This window comes from Pseudoduganella umbonata (genome assembly GCF_014192225.1).
Lineage (GTDB): Bacteria > Pseudomonadota > Gammaproteobacteria > Burkholderiales > Burkholderiaceae_D > Rugamonas > Rugamonas umbonata.
The window spans coordinates 181,501-198,582 of the sequence record NZ_JACHXS010000007.1 but is presented as its reverse complement, the minus strand read 5'-3'; the positions used below and the strand labels follow the sequence as shown (position 1 = coordinate 198,582).

16 protein-coding genes are annotated in these 17,082 nt (G+C 67.1%); 11 read left to right on the top strand and 5 right to left on the bottom strand.

Features of this window, described 5'->3' with window-relative positions:
• Both FHS02_RS18810 and FHS02_RS18805 read right to left on the bottom strand, forming a co-directional pair.
• The gene (locus FHS02_RS18810; RefSeq protein WP_137317634.1) at nucleotides 1-1,026 is read right to left on the bottom strand and encodes an amidohydrolase family protein; all 1,026 of its coding nucleotides are present in this window, start codon (nucleotides 1,024-1,026) and stop codon (nucleotides 1-3) included.
• Between the two features lie 28 nt (nucleotides 1,027-1,054).
• Entirely contained in the window at nucleotides 1,055-2,158 is a 1,104-nt protein-coding gene (locus FHS02_RS18805) for a 4-oxalomesaconate tautomerase (protein WP_137315873.1), read from the bottom strand.
• A gap of 126 nt (nucleotides 2,159-2,284) precedes the next feature.
• On the opposite strand from FHS02_RS18805, the gene FHS02_RS18800 reads away from it, so the two are divergent.
• The 5 genes from FHS02_RS18800 (at nucleotide 2,285) to FHS02_RS18780 (ending at nucleotide 8,300) form a co-directional block, all read left to right on the top strand.
• On the top strand, nucleotides 2,285-3,547 hold the full coding sequence (locus tag FHS02_RS18800) for a LysR family transcriptional regulator (protein WP_137315872.1): 1,263 nt from the start codon (nucleotides 2,285-2,287) through the stop codon (nucleotides 3,545-3,547).
• Nucleotides 3,548-3,881: 334 nt separating this feature from the next.
• Nucleotides 3,882-5,213: an MFS transporter gene (locus FHS02_RS18795; protein ID WP_137315871.1), complete on the top strand. Its 1,332-nt coding sequence runs from the start codon at nucleotides 3,882-3,884 to the stop codon at nucleotides 5,211-5,213.
• 51 nt (nucleotides 5,214-5,264) lie between these two features.
• Nucleotides 5,265-6,575 (top strand): gallate dioxygenase, encoded by a 1,311-nt coding sequence (locus tag FHS02_RS18790; protein ID WP_137315870.1) that lies wholly within the window; start codon nucleotides 5,265-5,267, stop codon nucleotides 6,573-6,575.
• Between the two features lie 119 nt (nucleotides 6,576-6,694).
• The gene (locus FHS02_RS18785) at nucleotides 6,695-7,792 is read left to right on the top strand and encodes a porin (RefSeq protein ID WP_137315869.1); all 1,098 of its coding nucleotides are present in this window, start codon (nucleotides 6,695-6,697) and stop codon (nucleotides 7,790-7,792) included.
• A gap of 301 nt (nucleotides 7,793-8,093) precedes the next feature.
• Nucleotides 8,094-8,300: a hypothetical protein gene (locus FHS02_RS18780; protein WP_137315868.1), complete on the top strand. Its 207-nt coding sequence runs from the start codon at nucleotides 8,094-8,096 to the stop codon at nucleotides 8,298-8,300.
• Between the two features lie 4 nt (nucleotides 8,301-8,304).
• Here the strand turns inward: FHS02_RS18780 and FHS02_RS18775 are convergent, their stop codons facing one another.
• Nucleotides 8,305-9,033, bottom strand: coding sequence for a siderophore-interacting protein (locus tag FHS02_RS18775; RefSeq protein WP_137315867.1), 729 nt, complete (start codon nucleotides 9,031-9,033; stop codon nucleotides 8,305-8,307).
• Nucleotides 9,034-9,253: 220 nt separating this feature from the next.
• Between FHS02_RS18775 and FHS02_RS18770 the strand changes: the two genes are divergently transcribed.
• From FHS02_RS18770 to FHS02_RS18760, 3 genes are read left to right on the top strand one after another with little or no spacing between them, the layout of a single operon-like run.
• Nucleotides 9,254-9,586 carry an iron transporter gene (locus tag FHS02_RS18770; RefSeq protein WP_137315866.1) on the top strand — a complete coding sequence of 111 codons (333 nt, stop codon included), beginning with the start codon at nucleotides 9,254-9,256 and terminating at the stop codon, nucleotides 9,584-9,586.
• Complete coding sequence (locus FHS02_RS18765; protein ID WP_137315865.1) at nucleotides 9,583-11,196, top strand: PepSY-associated TM helix domain-containing protein; 1,614 nt, start codon at nucleotides 9,583-9,585, stop codon at nucleotides 11,194-11,196. Before FHS02_RS18770 ends, FHS02_RS18765 begins: the two co-directional genes overlap by 4 nt.
• Nucleotides 11,193-11,564, top strand: coding sequence for a DUF3325 domain-containing protein (locus tag FHS02_RS18760; protein WP_137315864.1), 372 nt, complete (start codon nucleotides 11,193-11,195; stop codon nucleotides 11,562-11,564). The genes FHS02_RS18765 and FHS02_RS18760 overlap by 4 nt, the downstream gene beginning before the upstream one ends.
• A 19-nt stretch (nucleotides 11,565-11,583) precedes the next feature.
• On the opposite strand, the gene FHS02_RS18755 is transcribed toward FHS02_RS18760, so the two are convergent.
• Nucleotides 11,584-12,036 (bottom strand): MarR family winged helix-turn-helix transcriptional regulator, encoded by a 453-nt coding sequence (locus FHS02_RS18755; RefSeq protein WP_229422320.1) that lies wholly within the window; start codon nucleotides 12,034-12,036, stop codon nucleotides 11,584-11,586.
• Nucleotides 12,037-12,186: 150 nt separating this feature from the next.
• Between FHS02_RS18755 and FHS02_RS18750 the strand changes: the two genes are divergently transcribed.
• Entirely contained in the window at nucleotides 12,187-13,431 is a 1,245-nt protein-coding gene (locus tag FHS02_RS18750) for a DUF819 family protein (protein ID WP_137315863.1), read from the top strand.
• Between the two features lie 87 nt (nucleotides 13,432-13,518).
• On the opposite strand, the gene FHS02_RS18745 is transcribed toward FHS02_RS18750, so the two are convergent.
• A complete protein-coding gene (locus tag FHS02_RS18745) occupies nucleotides 13,519-14,412 on the bottom strand; it encodes a choline sulfate utilization transcriptional regulator (protein ID WP_137315862.1) in 894 nt (297 codons plus the stop codon).
• Nucleotides 14,413-14,569: 157 nt separating this feature from the next.
• Here FHS02_RS18745 and betC point away from each other — a divergent pair, with 157 nt between their 5' ends.
• Both betC and FHS02_RS18735 read left to right on the top strand, forming a co-directional pair.
• Nucleotides 14,570-16,126: a choline-sulfatase gene (gene betC, locus FHS02_RS18740; RefSeq protein WP_137315861.1), complete on the top strand. Its 1,557-nt coding sequence runs from the start codon at nucleotides 14,570-14,572 to the stop codon at nucleotides 16,124-16,126.
• Nucleotides 16,123-17,052, top strand: a complete 930-nt coding sequence (locus FHS02_RS18735) for a glycine betaine ABC transporter substrate-binding protein (RefSeq protein WP_137315860.1) — start codon at nucleotides 16,123-16,125, stop codon at nucleotides 17,050-17,052. The genes betC and FHS02_RS18735 overlap by 4 nt, the downstream gene beginning before the upstream one ends.
• Nucleotides 17,053-17,082 lie beyond the last annotated feature (30 nt).

Genomic DNA, 17,082 nt, shown 5'->3' with positions numbered 1-17,082 from the left:
TTACTGCCCTTTCTGTGTGAGTTGCGCATCCAGGCGCGGGAACACGCGCCGGGCATTGCCTTCGAAGATCGCGAAGCGCTCCTCGTCGTTGAGATTGGCGGCCTGGATGTAGCGTTTCGTGTCGTCGTAGTAGTTGCCGGTTTCCGGGTCGATGCCGCGCACGGCGCCGATCATCTCGGAAGCGAACAGCACGTTCTTCACCGGGATCACCTTCGTCAGCAGGTCGATGCCCGGCTGGTGATAGACGCAGGTGTCGAAGAAGATGTTGTTCAGCAGGTGTTCGGCCAGCGGCGGCTTTTTCATTTCCTGCGCCAGGCCGCGGAAGCGTCCCCAGTGATACGGCACCGCGCCGCCGCCATGCGGGATGAGGAATTTCAGCGTGGGGAAATCCTTGAACAGGTCGCTGGTCAGGCACTGCATGAAGGCCGTGGTGTCGGCATTCAGGTAGTGTGCGCCGGTGGTGTGGAAGCACGCGTTGCAGCTGGTCGACACGTGGATCATCGCGGGAATGTCGTATTCCACCATCTTCTCGTAGATGGGGTACCAGTGGCGGTCGGACAGCGGCGGCGCGGTCCAGTGCCCGCCCGACGGATCCGGATTTAAATTCAGGCCCACGGCGCCGTATTCCTTCACGCATTTTTCCAGCTCGGGAATGCAGGTGACCGGATCGACGCCCGGCGACTGCGGCAGCATCGCCGCTGTCGCAAAGTGATCCGGAAAGAGTTGAGCCACGCGCGCGCACAGCTCGTTGCAGATCGCCGCCCAGGTGGCGCTGGTGTTGAAGTCGCCGATGTGGTGCGCCATGAAGCTGGCGCGGGGCGAGAAGATCGTCAGGTCCGAGCCGCGCTCCTTCATCAGGCGCAGCTGGTTGGTTTCGATCGTTTCGCGCAGTTCGTCGTCGGAGATGCGCAGGTCCGACACGCGCGGCCCCAGTTCCGGCGTGTTCAGGTTCGCGACCTGCTCGTTGCGCCAGTTCTCCAGCGCCTTCGGCGCCGTCGTGTAGTGGCCATGGCAGTCGATGATCAGTGGCTTTTTCATTCGGTATTCCTGGTTGTTATTCCGGTATCAATACTTCGCCGCGCATGATCGGGCGGGCGGTGCGCAGCAGTGCCGCGCGGGTGACCTGCTGGCCGTCGACGTCCAGCTCGACGGAGAATTCGCCCGTCGGGTGTTCGACCGACACGGCCTTCGTGCGGCCGCCCGGCACCCTGGCGATGCCTTGCGCGATCGACCCGTCCAGCACGCAGGCGGTGGCCACGGTCACCGCGGCCAGCACGCCGATCGCGTCGTGGCACACATGGGGAATGAAGCAGCGCGTGGCGATCGTGCCGCCCGCCGCCGGAGGCGCCACGAGGCACATCTTCGGGTAGTTCCTGGCCTTCACGTCGCCCAGGCCCATCAGCGGACCGCAAGCGAGGCGCAGCGCTTCGAGCTTGCCCTTCAGGACCGCATGGCCGTTCAGGTACGCCGCGCTTTCATCGCCGGCGATACCGAAATCGGCGGCGCGTACCAGCACCATCGGCATGCCGTTGTCGATCAGCGTTGCCTCGACGGTGCCGAGGCCGGCCACGTCGACAAGGTCGAGCGCGCGGCCGGTCGGCAGCAGCGCCGGGCATACCGAACCGGCCGTGTCGAGGAACTCGATGCTGACGGGCGCCGCGGTACCCGGCACGCCGTCAATGCGCGCCGTGCCCGTGTACTGCAGGCGCCCTGCCGGCGTGGGCACGGTCACGTCGCACTGCATGCCCGTGTTCAGCGTGAGGATACGCGCGGTGGTGGTGCCATTGCCGCTGCCGTGCCCGATGGGCAGCAGGCCCCGTTCCAGCGCGAACGGCAGCACGGCGGCCAGCATGTTGCCGCAGTTCGGCGTCACGTCCACCGTGTCGCCATCGGGCTGCAGCTGGGCGAACAGGAAATCGAGGTCCACGCCCGGCGTGGTACTGCGGCGCACGATGCCGACCTTGCTGGTCAGCGGGTGCGCGCCGCCCAGGCCGTCGATCTGGCGCGGGTCGGGCGAGCCCAGTGCGGCCAGCAGCACCTTGTCGCGCCGGGCCGGATCGCTTGGCAGGTCGGCTTCGACGAAGAACGGGCCGCGCGACGTGCCGCCGCGCATCAGCATGCAGGGTACGGCATGCAGGTCGGAGGGAGCATATTCCATGGCGGGTCGGGCGTAAGGCTGTCGGGTTGTCATGTGCCCAGTATCCGTGGCGGCGCCTGCCGCGTGGTTGCGTTGTGCCCGGCGTTTTGTTCTAATTCTCTTATCGCCCTCTTCCCGGTAGCTTCGATGTCCGCCGTCAGCCTGCGTCACCTGCATGCGTTTTCCGTCGTTGCCGCCACCGGCGGCATCCGGCGCTCTTCCGATGCGCTGTTCCGCGCGTCGTCGGCGGTGGCGCGTTCCGTCACCGCGCTGGAGGCGAGCCTGGGCGTGCTGCTGTTCGAACGCAAGGGCCGCGGCATGCTGCTGACGGCGGCCGGCCAGCTGGCGAAACTGCGCGCCGACCGCATCGAAACGGAATTGCGCGACGTGCGCGACGATGCGGTGCGCATGCGCGACAAGGGACGCGAAAAAGCGGGTGCCCGGGGCGACGGCAACGATGGAGGGAAATTCTCCGGCAACGTCGGCGGCATCGAGGCATTGCTGAACGAGCGCCGGCTGCACGCCGCCGCGCTGCTGGCCGAAGTCCACCACATGCCCACGGTGGCGCATGCGATGGGCACTTCGCAATCGGCGGTCAGCCAGGCGATCGCGCGGCTGGAGGACATGCTCGGCCAGCCGCTGTTCCTGCGCACCGCGCACGGCATGGTGCCGACCGATGCGGGGCGCCGCTGGGTCGAGCGGTTCGAACGGGTGCTGGCCGAGCTGCGGCACATCCCGGAAGACATTGCCGCGCTGGCCGGCGTGGTGGAAGGCGTCGTCACCGTGGGCGCCTTGCCGCTGGCGCGCTCGCAACTGCTGCCGGGCGCGATCGCGGCCGTGCTGCAGAAGCATCCGCGCCTGCGCATCCGTTCGCTGGAAAGCCCGTACGAGGAACTGACGGCCGGGCTGCTGTCGGGCCGCGTCGACTTCATCGTCGGCGCGCTGCGCTCCGGTGGCGGCGACGCGTTCGAAGACCGCGTACTGATCGAAGACCGCGTGGCGCTGGTGGCGCGGCGTGGCCATCCGCTCGCTGCGCCGGGCAACGGGCGCCGCGTGACCGATGCCGACCTGGCCGGCTATCCATGGGTGCTGTCGCGTGCCGGCACGCCGCTGCGCGAATCGCTGGAAGCGTTTTTCCGCAGCCGCGGGGTGGCGCCGCCGCTGCCGGCGGTCGAAACCGGCGACCTGGCGCTGCTGCGCGGCCTGCTGGTGGAAAGCGACATGCTGACGGTACTCTCGGCGCACCAGCTGCATCATGAGATCGCCACCGACCAGCTGGCGGTACTGCCCTACGACATGGCCGGCCTGGAGCGCCGCATCGGCCTGATCACCCGGCGCGGCGCCCACTTGTCGCCCGGCGCCAACGCGCTGCTGGGCGAGATCGACACCTGCGCCGCGCGCTGGCGCTGACGAAACCGGTAACAGGCTCCCGTTTCCGGAAACATTTCTTCAAGACCGGTGTCTGTCACCGGTTTTTTTGCAATGTTTCTTCGAAACCGGTGTCTGTCACCGGTTTTTTTGCAATGTTCCGAGACCGGACAGGCGCTTTACATTTCTTTACCTCCTTCCGTAGCCGATAAGCAGATTGCAACGCTGCGGCAGGTAATGGCAATACTTCCGCCAACGCCAAAACGTACACTTGTCCTGCGGTGATGCCTGGTATTCACGGATGGCATTACCGGGCAGGTCCGCGCCGCCACACGCGCTGCCCGACCAGAACAGGTGTTTACCAATTGGAGACTTAATGAATACCGTACAATCGCTCGACGTTCGGGCAACCATCAACGGCCGCCCCATGAGCGGCTACCAGTGGCTGCTGCTGGTGCTGTGCTTCCTCATCGTGGCAACCGACGGCATGGACGTGGCCATCATGGGCTTCCTGGCGCCCGCCATCACCAGGGAATGGGGCATCTCGAAAGCGGCCTTCGGCGTGGTGATGAGCGCCGCGCCGATCGGCCTGGCCATCGGCGCGCTGCTGGTCGGCCCGCTGTCGGACCGCTACGGCCGCAAGAAACTGCTGATGTCGGCGATTTTCTGCTTCGGCCTGTTCAGCCTGCTGTGCGGCTTCGCCACCGATGTGATTACCTTATCGGTCCTGCGTTTCCTTACCGGCCTGGGCCTGGGGGCGGCGATGCCGACGACAACCACGCTGCTGTCCGAATACCTGCCCGAGAAATCGCGCAGCACGCTGCTGGCGGTGATGTTCACCGGCTTCAACCTGGGTTCCGCGCTGGTGGGCTTCGGCGCCGCCGCGATCCTGCCCGACTACGGCTGGCGTACCGTATTGATGGTGGGCGGCGCGATTCCGCTGGCCTGCCTGCCGTTCTACCTGTGGCTGGTGCCGGAATCGACGCAGTTCCTCGTGACCAGGAAGTTCCCGGCCGAACGTATCTCGCGCACGCTGCGCCGCGTCTGCGGCGGCGACATCCCGCAGGCGGACGCCTACACGAACAGCGAGCAGACCGTGAAATCCGGTGCGCCGGCGAAAGCGCTGCTGTCGCCGCAATTCAGGAAAACCACGCTGTCGCTGTGGGCCACTTACTTCATGGGCCTGCTGGTGATCTACCTGCTGAGCGGCTGGCTGCCGACCCTGATCAAGGATGCCGGCCTGCCGATCGAGCGCGCCGCCAACATCACCGCGCTATTCCAGCTGGGCGGCACCGTGGGTGCGCTGTTCGTCGGCTACTTCATGGACCGCTGGGTGCCGAACAAGGTGATCGCCACCGCCTATATCGGCGGCGCCGCCTTCATCCTGATGCTGGCATCGTCGAGCGTGGAATCGTCGCTGTTCGCCGTGTTCGTGCTGCTGGCCGGCTTCTGCATGAGCGGCGCCCAGACCGGCATGAATGCGTTCGCACCGTCCTGCTACCCAACGGCTGTGCGCGCCACCGGCGTCAGCTGGATGCTGGGCATCGGCCGCTTCGGCAGCATTTCCGGCTCCTTCCTCGGCGGCATGCTGCTGACGATGGGCTGGGGCTTTTCGTCCGTCATCTCGATCCTGGCGATTCCGGCAACCCTTGCCGCCATCGCGATCATTGCGGCCACGCTGGGCAGGAAGCGCCAGGCGCTTGCCTGACCGTTTTGTCCTGACCCTCCTGGCCTGAACCACTGTACTGGAACACTAACCATGGCTAACATCATCGGCGCGATCGCGTCTTCCCATACCCCCACGATCGGCTTCGCACTGGACGCGAACAAGCAGCACGACGCCGTCTGGGCTCCCATCTTCAAGGCCTACGAGCCGGTGCAGCAATGGCTGGCGGAGAAGAAACCCGACGTGCTGCTGATGATCTTCAACGATCACGTGACGTCGTTCTTCTTCGACCACTATTCGGCGTTCGCACTGGGTATCGGCAACGAGTACAAGCCGGCGGACGAAGGCGGCGGCGCGCGCGACCTGCCGGCGATCGCCGGCCACGCCGGCCTGGCGCAGCACATCGGCCAATCGCTGATGGCCGACGAATTCGACATGTCGTTCTTCCAGGACAAGCCGCTCGATCACGGCTGCTTCTCGCCGCTGTCGATCATGTGGCCGCACGACGGCAAGGAAGGCACCCATGCATGGCCGGGCAGCATCGTGCCGCTGCAAGTGGGCGTGCTGCAGTTCCCGGTGCCGTCCGGCCGCCGCTGCTACAAACTGGGCCAGGCGCTGCGCCGTGCCATCGAAAGCTTCCCGGAAGACCTGGATGTGGCCATCGTCGCCACCGGCGGCCTGTCGCACCAGGTGCACGGCGAACGCGCCGGCTTCAACAACACCGAGTGGGACAGCCGCTTCCTGGACATGTTCGAAGCCGATCCGGAAGCGCTGCTGGACCTGACGCACGCCGACTTCGCCCGCCTTGGCGGCTGGGAAAGCGCCGAAGTGGTGATGTGGATGATCATGCGCGGCGCGATGGCCGGCAAGGTCAATTGCCTGCACCGCGAGTACTACCTGCCGTCGATGACCGGCATCGCCGTGTCGATCTACGAGAACGCCGTGGCCGTCGACCCGGCGCTGCACCGGCGGGCCATCGAACGGCACCGCGAGCATATCGCGCACCAGACGAAAGGCGCGGAAGAGCTGGAAGGCACCTATCCGTTCACGCTGGAGACCAGTTCGCGCGCCTACCGCATCAACAAGTACCTGCACCAGCTGATCAAGCCGGAATTCCGCGCCCGCTTCAAGGAAGCGCCGGAAGCGACGTACGACGAGGCCGGCCTGATGGAAGACGAACGCCGGCTGATCTCGCAGCGCGACTGGCAGGGCATGATCCGCTACGGCGTGATCTTCTTCCTGCTTGAAAAGCTGGGCGCGGCGGTAGGCGTGTCGAACCTGCACATCTACGCGGCGATGCGCGGCGAAACGCTGGAGCAATTCCAGAAAACGCGCAATACCAGGGCACTGTACTCGGTGGGCGGCGCCGCCAAGGACGCCGACTGGAACCAGCCGAAGTCCTGATTCTTCAACCGCGGGCTCCCGGCCCGCTCCCCTGACTTTCGCGGCGCCGCCCCTTCGGCCGGGGCGCGGTACCGCACATCCCTGCATAAGCAACCATCCGATTCATTCGAGGAGACAGCATGAAAAAAACCCTGATCGCCACCGCCGTCGCGGCTTGCACGATGGCCGCCGCGTTGCCGGCGCAGGCGCAGAGTTCCGTATCGGTCTACGGCATCGTCGATGCCGCCGTCGAGCACTACACCAACGCGGACGCGGCCGGCAACGGCGTCACGCGCAGCCCCAGCCTGGGCGGCGGCATGTTCCCGTCGCGTATCGGTTTCAAGGGCTCGGAAGACCTGGGCGGCGGCCTGAAAGCCATCTTCACGCTGGAGAACGGCTTCGCGCCCGATGCCGGCACCCTCAACCAGGGCGGCCGGCTGTTCGGCCGGCAGGCCTGGGTCGGGCTGGCCGGCAGCTGGGGCCAGGTGACGATCGGCCGCAACTACAACATGCTGTATGTGTCGTCGTTCGACGTCGACGTGTTCGGGCCGTCGCAGTACGGCCTCGGCGCGCTCGATCCGGCGGTGCCGAACGGCCGCAGCGACAATTCCATCGCCTACAAGGGCACGTTCAACGGCGTCACGCTGGGCGCCACGTACAGCCTGGGGCGCGACACGTCGTCCGCCGGCGGCGCCTCGGGCACCAGCTGCGCCGGCGAATCGGCCACCGACGCGCAAGCCTGCCGCGAATGGTCGGCGCTGCTGCGCTACGACCGCCCCACCTGGGCGGTGGTCGCCGCCTATGACCGGATCCACGGCAGCCCCACGGCGGCCAATGGCCTGAACACGAGCGGCAAGACCGACAGCCGCGTGCACATGGCCGGCCTGGTGAAAGGCGCCGACTGGAAAGTGGGCGGCGGCGTGCTGGTGCGCGACAACGAAGGCTCGGCCACGCAGCCGAAGAGCCGTCTCTACTACCTGGGCGCCGCCTACAGCGTGACGCCGCTGCTGACGGTCGACGGCCAGGTGGGCAAGCTCGATTACCGCGCCACCGGCAACGACACGAAGCAGGCACTGGTCCGCGCCACGTACCTGCTGTCGACACGCACCGCCGTCTACATCGCCGGCGGCCGGCTGGACAACGACGGCACCGCCGCCGTCGCCCTTTCCGCCGGCGGCTCCGTCGGCGCCGGCATGGGGCAGACCGGCATCATCACCGGCATCAAGCACTCGTTCTGATAAAACCGGTGGCGTAGCGGGGGTTTCGTGAAGCATGCTTCGCGCCCGCGCAGCGGAGATGGCCTGCAGGGTATCTCTCCTTCCAGGCACCTATTATTCAGGAACATCTGTTGCAAAAAAACCGGTGTCTGTCACCGGTTTTTTTGAAACATTTCCTGCGGTTTTGTGGTCACCGGCTTCACGGACCGAGTTGTCCATGCGCGACTCAACCATCTCCCAAAAGTTAAAGTAATTTCTGAAGTACTCGCTTCAACCCGTGGAATTGATATGATGGATGCAACCGGAAAGAACGGAGGCAGCCATGGACGACACAGTCTACGACGAGGCCCGTGCCGACTGGCGCACGGCGCAATGCGTCGATACGGGCGTGAAGGTATCGCTGGCCGATGGTGTCACGCCCGCACTGGAATTCATGCTGACGTGCGGCGTGCCGCGCGACGTGGCGATGCGCGTGCTGGCCGGGCCACGCTTCGGCCGCCACGCGCCGCTGGCGGAGTCCCGCAGCTGAAGGATCAGAGATCCTCGTGATGATCGGAAGCCCCCTGCTTCCAGTACGCCGAGATCCGGCTGGCACTGCGCGGGAAGCCTTTCTCGCCATGCACCACGTCGCGCACCTGCGCGGCGACCGACGCCTCGCCGCCAAACCACACGAACGCATCCTCGCCGGGTAACGGCATCGCGCGGATCGCGTCCACCAGCGCGGCGCCGTCGGCGACCTGCCGCACGTCGAGCCGGGCCGCACTGGCGAGCGTCACGGCATCGTCGCAGGCGATGACGACGGTCGCGCGCACGCCGGCCGGCAGCTCTTCCAGGCGGCGCCGGATCGCCGGCAGCGCGGTGGCGTCACCGGCCAGCAGGTGCCAGCCGTAGTCGGCCGGAACGATCATGGAGCCGCGCGGTCCGCCGATGGTCACGCGCTGGCCGGCGGCGGCCTGCCGTGCCCATGCCGATGCCTTGCCGTCGCCGTGCAGCGCGAACTCGATCGTCAGTTCGCGTGCCGTGGGGTCGTAGCGGCGCGGCGTGTAATCGCGGCGTACCTGCTCGCCGGACGCGTCGTCGAAGATGAATTTCACGTGATCGTCGAACGATGCGGACACGAAGTCCGCCAGGTCCTCGCCGTGGAACGTCACCGCCACGAAGTGCGCGCCCAGCGGCGCCACTTTCACCACCTCGACATCGCGCCGTTTCAGTTCGTGGCGCACGCGCTGCACCCGGCTCGCGGTTTCCCTGCCTGCTTCCATCGGCCACTCCAATTAGTTGATAAAGTCCCCTATTCTGCGCGCCATTGGTTGATGATGTCAACTAACTTCGCCGAATTGCGGCGCGCTGTTTTCAGTCTTGCATATCGTTCCTGATTTTGCCATAATTGAGAATAGTTCTCATTTGTATTTACAGCCCCACCCCGAAACGATCCGCATGTTCGTCGTCACCCGACGCCGCGCGCCACCTGACAAGCCAGCCATGCAAGCACAATCGACGACGGCGCAACCTGCCGCCAAACCCAGGAAAACCGGCCCAGGATGGCGCTACCGCGTCGGCGTGGGCGTGCGTGCGCTGGCTGCGATCCTCGGAGGTTATGCGCTGTCGGCCGCGTGGGCGGCGGCGCTGGCGCTGACCATGCCCACCGTGCGCGTGGAAGCGGCGCTGACGGCAACGATGGCCGCGCTGGCGATCTACCCGTGCGCGGCGATGTGGTGCTTCGGCGCCCGCTCCGCGCGGCGCGCCGTCGGCGGCCTGCTGGTCGCCGGCGCGGTACCTGCCGCCATCCTGCTGCTGTCGAAGGGGGCCGCATGAAAGACGGTATCCGCCAGTCGATGGCATGGCTGCACACCTGGTCCGGCCTGCTAGTCGGCTGGGTGCTGTTCATGGTGTTCGCGGCCGGCACGGCCAGCTACTTCCGCGACGAGATCACGCTGTGGATGAAACCCGAGCTGCACGGCGTGGCGCATGCCGCGGTGCCGCAGGCGCTGGCGGTGGCCAACGCCGTCGATACGCTGCAGGACAAGGCGCCGAAGTCGCAGCGCTGGTTCATCACGCTGCCGACCGAGCGCGAGCCCGGCCTGCGCGTCAGCTACAACGCCAAGCCGCCGCCGGGCGAAGGCGGCGGCCGCCGGCGCAACCTGAAGACCCTGACGCTGGACCCGGCCACGGGTGCCGAACTGTCGGCACCGCGCGAAACGCGCGGCGGGGAATTCCTGTACCGGCTGCACTTCGACCTGCATTACATGCCGGCGATCTGGGGCCGCTGGATCGTCGGCTTCTGCGCCATGTTCATGCTGGTGGCGATCCTGTCCGGCATCGTCACGCACAAGCGCATCTTCAAGGATTTCTTCACGTTCCGGCCGAAGAAGGGCCAGCGCTCGTGGCTGGACTTCCATAACGTGTCCGCCGTGCTGGCGCTGCCCTATCACCTGATGATCACGTACACCGGCCTGCTGACGCTGATGTTCATGTACTTCCCGCAGGGCATACAGGCGGTCTACCAGGACAGGCAGGAGACCTTTTTCTCCGAGCTGTTCAACAGCCCGCCCGCCGACGCCAGGGCGGCACGCCAACCCGCGCCGCTGGCACCGCTGGCGCCGATGGTCGAGCAGGCCACCCGCGCGTGGAACGGTGCACCGGTCGGCCGCGTGACCGTGGCCTTCCCGAACGACGCCAGCGCCACCGTCTCGATCACGCAGCAGACCGGCCACGCCATCAGCTACGACGTGCCGACCATCGTGTTCGACGGCGTGACGGGCCGCGTGGTCTCGGCCCCGGCGGAGCACAGCGGCGCCGCCAAGGATACCCGTGGCGTGATGTACGGCCTGCACGTGGCCCGCTTCGGCGATCCGTTCACGCGCTGGCTGTTCTTCACCTGCGGCCTGGCCGGCTGCCTGATGGTGGCCACCGGCCTGCTGCTGTGGGCCGTGAAGGAACGCCCGAAGCACCTGAAGGCCCACGCCGGCAAAGTCGGCTTCAGCCTGCGCCTCGTGGATGGCCTGAACATCGGCGCGGTGGCCGGCCTGCCGCTGGCGATGGCGGTGTACTTCTGGGCCAACCGGCTGATCGAAACGGGCATTGCCCAGCGCCCGGAAGCGGAAATCCGCTGGTTCTTCACGGCCTGGGGCATCGCCGCCGTCGCCGCGCTGGTCAAGCCGGGCCGCCCGATGTGGCGCATCCAGCTGGCGCTCGGCGGTCTGGCGTTCGGCCTGCTGCCACTGCTGAACGGCCTGACCGGCGGCGCGCACCTGGGCGCCAGCATCGCCCAGGGCATCTGGGCAGTGGCGGGCTTCGACCTGGTGGCGCTGCTGCTGGGCGCCTTCCTGCTGTACAGCAGCCATTACCTGGGCAAGGCCAAGGCGCCGAAAGCCGCCAGGGCCGCTCCGACATCCGAACCTGAACTCGCCGGGAGCAACGCATGAGCGCCGCCATCTTCTTCACCATTGCCGCACTGGGCGCCGCCGCGGCGGGCTTCGGCGGGCTCGGCCTGGCGATGGACCGGCACTGGGAAGCCATCCACGGCCGCGGCACGATGCCGGCGCCGGCGCTGCGCCGCGTGCTGCAGCTGGGCGGCAGCGCCGCGCTGGTCGTTTCCTTGTGGTGCTGCCTGGCGGTGCACGAGGTGGACAACGCGGGCCAGGCGATCGTGCTGTGGTGCGGCGTGCTGTCGGTGGCCGCATGGGGTTCGGTGGCGGTGATGACCTACGCCGCACGCCATGCGCGGCACACGGCGGCCGGCGCCGCGATCCTGGCCTGCGCGACCGCCACGCTGGCCCTGGTCCTGCGCTGACGAGGTTTTGCCAGGCAGTTCAGTCTTGCGCGTCGAAGCTGGCGCGCACCTTCTCGAGCAGCGCCAGCAACTCCCGGCGCTCCGCTTCATCGAGGCCGGCGGCCGCCACCTGCGCCAGCTGCTCGCCGCTCTTCTGCACATTGCGGGCGATCGACCTGCCCTGTTCCGTGACATGCAGGCGCGTACTGCGGCGGTCCGCTTCATCCACGGTGGCATCCAGCAAGCCCCTGTCGCGCAGGCCGCGCACCAGGCGCGCCAGCTGCGCCTTGTCGCGCCCGGAGAACGCCGTCAGGTCGCTCTGCGTGGCCCCCGGGTGCCGGGCAAAATAGCCAAGCACCTTTGCCTCCATGTGCGTGATGTCGTGCGGCCCGTCGCGCAGCGCACGGTATTGCTGCGCGCGGTACAGGTGCATGATGTCGTGGATGGCATCGAATACGGCGCCGGGGCCGGCTTTATCGCTGGGTGGTGACATGGTGGTGTGGAAGCAGTAGGCGCGCCGAGTATACCGCGTCGCGGCGCCTGTAGAATGCCGCTGCTCGCGGACACAGTCCGCAAGCAGCGCCTTTGCCGGCGTCCTACCCGGGCGCCGCCGCCGAAGCCACGACAACCTGATGACCATTTTATGCAGACCAGCCTTCCCCTCGTTACCAACGATGCCGTCGTGCTCGGCATTCTCGCCACCATCCTCGGCCTCGTCTTCTGGACATCGTCGCGGCCCGACGGCATCTGGAAAAAGATCTACACCTATGTTCCCGCGCTGTTGCTGTGCTACCTGATCCCGGCCATCCTCAATACGCTCGGCATCATCGACGGCAGCCATTCGAAGCTGTATCCGATGGCGCGCGACTACCTGCTGCCCGGCGCGCTGGTGCTGCTGTGCATTGCCACCGATTTCGGCGCCATCGTGCGGCTGGGGCCCAAGGCGCTGATCATGTTCCTGACGGGCACCGCCGGCATCATGCTGGGCGCGATCGTGTCGTTCGAGGCGATGCGCCTGATCCATCCTGAAACGGTGGCCGGCGAGACCTGGCGCGGCCTGACCACGATCACCGGGGCCTGGATCGGCGGCGGCGCCAACCAGGCGGCGATGAAGGAGGTGTTCGAGGTCGATGCCAACGTGTTCGGCCAGTTCGTTGCCGTCGACGTGCTGGTCGCCAATATCTGGACAGCCGTGCTGCTGTTCCTGGCCGGCCGTGCCGATGCATTCGACCGCTGGACCGGCGCCGATGTCTCGGCGATCAACGCCGTCAAGGCACGCATCGAACGCTACCAGGCCACGCATGCGCGTATTCCGACACTGTCGGACGTGATGATCGTCCTGGCCGTCGGCCTGGGCGTTTCCGGCCTGTCGCACGCGCTGACCGGCCCGACGCTGCAATGGATCGGCAGCCTGCCGGCGGAGTGGAACCTGAAGGACTACAGCCTCACCTCGGCCTTCTTCTGGATGGTCGTCTTCGCCACGACGCTCGGCCTGCTGCTCAGTTTTACCAGGGCGCGCAGCCTCGAAGGCGCCGGCGCCTCCACGATCGGGTCGGCCATGGTGTACTTCCTGGTGGCGACGATCGGCATGCAGATGGACCTGTCCGCCCTGGTCGACAGGCCATGGCTGTTCCTGCTCGGCGCGATCTGGATCTGCGTGCATGGCGGCCTGCTGCTGCTGGTGGCAAAGCTGATCCGCGCTCCGCTGTTCTTCATGGCGGTGGGCTCGCAGGCCAATGTCGGCGGTGCCGCATCCGCGCCGGTCGTGGCCAGCGTCTTCCACCCGTCGCTGGCCCCGGTCGGCGTACTGCTGGCGGTACTCGGCTACGCGCTCGGCACCTACTGCGCGTATATAACGGGACTGGTGCTGCGCGGACTGGCTACCTGAGGCGGATGCCGGCGGCAGTCATGGCCGGCAGCGCGAACGGATCATCGCCGCGCGGGCAAGCCGCCCGCTTTCCGTGGCCGCAATGCGCTATACCGCGCACTGGCTGGCGATCCATGCGCGCAGGCTGTCCAGGGCCGGCCCCGATTCCCGGCCATGCGGGCGCACCAGGCAGTAGCCGCGTGGCGTCGCCAGTTCGGGCACCGGCAGGCTGGCGAGCTGGCCGCCGCGCAGCAGGTCGTCGACCAGCGGGCGCCAGCCCAGCGCCACGCCGCGCCCGGCCACCGCAGCCTGGATCACCAGCGGATAATTCCCCAGCGTCAGGCTCTGGCTCGGGCTTTCCTCGTCCACTCCGTGCGCGCGCGCCCAGTCCTGCCACGTCATCCACGGCGCCGGGCCGCGGTTCTCCAGGTGCAGCAGCGGCATGCGCATCACGTCGCCGGCGGCGGCCGGCGCATGGCGCGCCAGCAGGCCGGGACTGCAGACTGGCACCACCACTTCCGGCAGTATCGGCTGCGCATCGCAGCCGGGCCATTGGCCGGCACCGAAGGAAATGGCCAGGTCGACCGGTTCGCCGCGGATGTCGAAACCGTTCTGCGACGTGACGATGCGCACGTCCAGCTCCGGCTTCGCTTCCTGGAACGCGGCGAGGCGCGGCATCAGCCAGAAGTTGGCAAAGGCAAAATCGGTGGCCACCGTCAGTACCTCGCGCTGGCGCCGCGTTCGTACACGCTCCACCGCCGCCTGCACCGCGGCCAGGTGATCGCGCACCGCCTCGTGCAGCGCCGCGCCCTCCGGTGTCAGCGCCACGCCGCGATGCGCCCGCCTGAACAATGGCGTGCCCAGGTATTTTTCCAGCGCGGCGATGCGCTGGCTGACAGCCGGCTGCGTGGCGCCGAACTCCTCGGCCACCTGCGTGAAATTCAGGTGGCGCACCGCCGCGGCGAACAGCACGAGGCTCTGCAGCGGCACATCGTTTCCCATTAATTTTCCTTATGGATGGATCAGGTACCGTGATTTTAAGTGCCTGAATCCATGGAAGAAAACGAAGAATATCGCATAAGCATGGATTATGAATAATTCATAAGATTATGCGAATTAATACGTTTTTAATTACTGGTGGCCGGTGCAGAATCCGGCCATGAACGCACCACGCCAACCGAACATCCTGATCCTGATGGCCGACCAGCTGACGCCCCGCGCGCTGGCGGCCTACGGCAACCGCGTCACCCGCACGCCGCACCTCGACCGCCTGGCGGCCCAAGGTGTCGTGTTCGATTCCGCCTACTGCAACTCGCCGCTGTGCGCCCCGGCGCGCTACTCGCTGATGACGGGCCAGCTGCCTTCCAGCCATGGCGGCTACGACAACGCGGCCCCGTTGTCCGCCGAAGCCGTCACCTTCGGCCACTACCTGCGCGGCGCCGGCTACCGCACGATCCTGGCCGGCAAGATGCACTTCATCGGCGCCGACCAGCTGCACGGCTTCGAGGAACGCCTGACCACCGACATCTACCCGGCCGATTTCACGTGGACGCCGGACTGGGAACAGCCGCACGTGCGGCCGGACTGGTACCACAACATGGGTTCGGTCTTCGACGCCGGGCCGTGCGTGCGCACCAACCAGCTCGACTTCGACGACGAGGTGGTGCACGCCACGCGCCAAAAGCTGTTCGACCTGGCGCGCGATGGCAATACAGACCGCCGGCCGTTCTGCCTGACGGTCTCGCTGACGCATCCACACGATCCGTACGCGATCCCGCGCGACTACTGGGACCTGTACCGCGAAGGCGAGATCGATGCGCCGCGCGTGCCCGGCACGCCGGACAACGAGGATGCCCACTCGCGCCGCCTGCGCGGCGTGATCGACATCGACCGCACGCCGGTCGACGCCGGTCACGTGCGCACCGCGCGCCGCGCCTACTACGGCGCCATCTCGTATGTCGACGAACAGGTCGGCAAGCTGCTGCGCACGCTGGAAGACACCGGCCAGGCCGACGACACGATCGTCATCTTCACGTCGGACCACGGCGACATGCTGGGCGAGCGCAACCTCTGGTACAAGATGACGTTCTTCGAGCCGTCGGCACGGGTGCCGCTGATCGTGCATGCGCCCGGCCGCTTTGCGGCGCGGCGCGTGGCCGGATCGGTATCGCACGTCGATCTGCTGCCCACGCTGCTGGAGCTGGCGCAGGCCGGCACGCCGCTGGAATCGGCGGGACGCAGCCTGCTGCCGCACCTCGAGGGGCACGGCGGCCATGACGAAGCGGCCGCCGAATACACGGCCGAAGGCGCGCTGGCGCCGATCGTGATGCTGCGTCGCGGCCCGTACAAATACGTGCACTCGCCGGCCGACCCGGACCAGCTGTACCACCTGGCCGACGATCCGAACGAGCTGCGCAACCTGGCGCCGGCACCCGGCCGCCATGCCGACGCGCTGGCCAGCCTGCGTGCCGACGTGGCGCGCCGCTGGGATCTGGCCGCGCTGCACCGCCGCGTGCTGGCCAGCCAGCGCCGCCGCCGGCTGATCGGCGCCGCCAACGCGCTGGGTGCCCACCACCCGTGGGATTACGAACCGCCGCGCGACGCCAGCCGCCAGTACATCCGCCGTCACCTCGACCTCGATTCGCTGGAAGCGCGTGCGCGATTCCCGGCCGTGAACACAGTACAAAACACGGCAAAAAAAGGAGATCCACGATGAAACGCCTGCTTGCCCTCACTGCCCTTTCTGCGCTGGCTTTTGGTGCCACCTCGCACGCCGCCGACGCGCCATCGTGCCGTGTCGTGAAGATGGCCGATCCCGGCTGGACCGACATCGCCGCCACCAATGCGCTGTCCGGCATCGTGCTCGAAGCGCTCGGCTATGAGCAGAAGGTGCTGCCGCTGTCCGTGCCGATCACGTATGCCGGGCTGCAGAAAAACCAGGTCGATGTCTTCCTCGGCAACTGGATGCCGGCCCAGCGCACGCTGGTCGAACCGCTGCTGAAAAGCGGCGCGGTGGAACAGGTGCGCGCCAACCTGCCGCAGGCGCGCTTCACGCTGGCCGTGCCGGAGCCCGTGGCCCGGGCCGGCGTGCGCACGTTCGCCGACCTGGCGAAGCATGCGGACAAGTTCGGCAAGAAAATCTACGGCATCGAGTCGGGTGCTCCGGCCAATGCGGTGATCAAGAAACTGCTGGCATCGAAAAGCTACGGGCTGGATGGCTGGACGCTCGTCGAATCGAGCGAGCAGGGAATGCTGAGCCAGGTGGCGCGCGCCACCCGCGGCAACGACTGGATCGTCTTCCTGGCCTGGGAGCCGCACCAGATGAACAATACGTTCAAGCTGTCGTACCTGGACGGTGCGGCCGATGACTTCGGCCCCGCCAGCGTGCACACGGTGACGCGCAAGGGTTACCGCGCCGCCTGCCCCAACGCGGCAAGGCTGTTTGCCCAGATCGAATTCACCGCCCCGCTGGAGCACGCGATCATCGCCGACGTGACGGCGAAGAAGGCCACCGCGCGCGCAGCCGCCCTGCGCCAGCTGAAAGCGCAGCCGGCGCTGCTGGAGCGCTGGCTGGCCGGCGTGACCACGCTGGCCGGCACCGATGCGAAGGCCGCCGTGCTGGCCAGGCTCGCCAGGCCGTGACGCCTCATTATTCATCACCACCACAAGAGT

What these genes read in the sequence shown, in the direction of transcription:
- FHS02_RS18745 (WP_137315862.1), bottom strand. Translation starts at nt 14,412, where the DNA reads ATGGGAAACGATGTGCCGCTGCAGAGCCTCGTGCTGTTCGCCGCGGCG.
- FHS02_RS18775 (WP_137315867.1), bottom strand. Translation starts at nt 9,033, where the DNA reads ATGGAAGCAGGCAGGGAAACCGCGAGCCGGGTGCAGCGCGTGCGCCAC.
- FHS02_RS18805 (WP_137315873.1), bottom strand. Translation starts at nt 2,158, where the DNA reads ATGGAATATGCTCCCTCCGACCTGCATGCCGTACCCTGCATGCTGATG.
- FHS02_RS18765 (WP_137315865.1), top strand. Translation starts at nt 9,583, where the DNA reads ATGAAAGACGGTATCCGCCAGTCGATGGCATGGCTGCACACCTGGTCC.
- FHS02_RS18785 (WP_137315869.1), top strand. Translation starts at nt 6,695, where the DNA reads ATGAAAAAAACCCTGATCGCCACCGCCGTCGCGGCTTGCACGATGGCC.
- FHS02_RS18780 (WP_137315868.1), top strand. Translation starts at nt 8,094, where the DNA reads ATGGACGACACAGTCTACGACGAGGCCCGTGCCGACTGGCGCACGGCG.
- FHS02_RS18750 (WP_137315863.1), top strand. Translation starts at nt 12,187, where the DNA reads ATGCAGACCAGCCTTCCCCTCGTTACCAACGATGCCGTCGTGCTCGGC.
- FHS02_RS18795 (WP_137315871.1), top strand. Translation starts at nt 3,882, where the DNA reads ATGAATACCGTACAATCGCTCGACGTTCGGGCAACCATCAACGGCCGC.
- FHS02_RS18735 (WP_137315860.1), top strand. Translation starts at nt 16,123, where the DNA reads ATGAAACGCCTGCTTGCCCTCACTGCCCTTTCTGCGCTGGCTTTTGGT.
- FHS02_RS18755 (WP_229422320.1), bottom strand. Translation starts at nt 12,036, where the DNA reads ATGTCACCACCCAGCGATAAAGCCGGCCCCGGCGCCGTATTCGATGCC.
- FHS02_RS18760 (WP_137315864.1), top strand. Translation starts at nt 11,193, where the DNA reads ATGAGCGCCGCCATCTTCTTCACCATTGCCGCACTGGGCGCCGCCGCG.
- FHS02_RS18790 (WP_137315870.1), top strand. Translation starts at nt 5,265, where the DNA reads ATGGCTAACATCATCGGCGCGATCGCGTCTTCCCATACCCCCACGATC.
- betC (WP_137315861.1), top strand. Translation starts at nt 14,570, where the DNA reads ATGAACGCACCACGCCAACCGAACATCCTGATCCTGATGGCCGACCAG.
- FHS02_RS18800 (WP_137315872.1), top strand. Translation starts at nt 2,285, where the DNA reads ATGTCCGCCGTCAGCCTGCGTCACCTGCATGCGTTTTCCGTCGTTGCC.
- FHS02_RS18770 (WP_137315866.1), top strand. Translation starts at nt 9,254, where the DNA reads ATGCAAGCACAATCGACGACGGCGCAACCTGCCGCCAAACCCAGGAAA.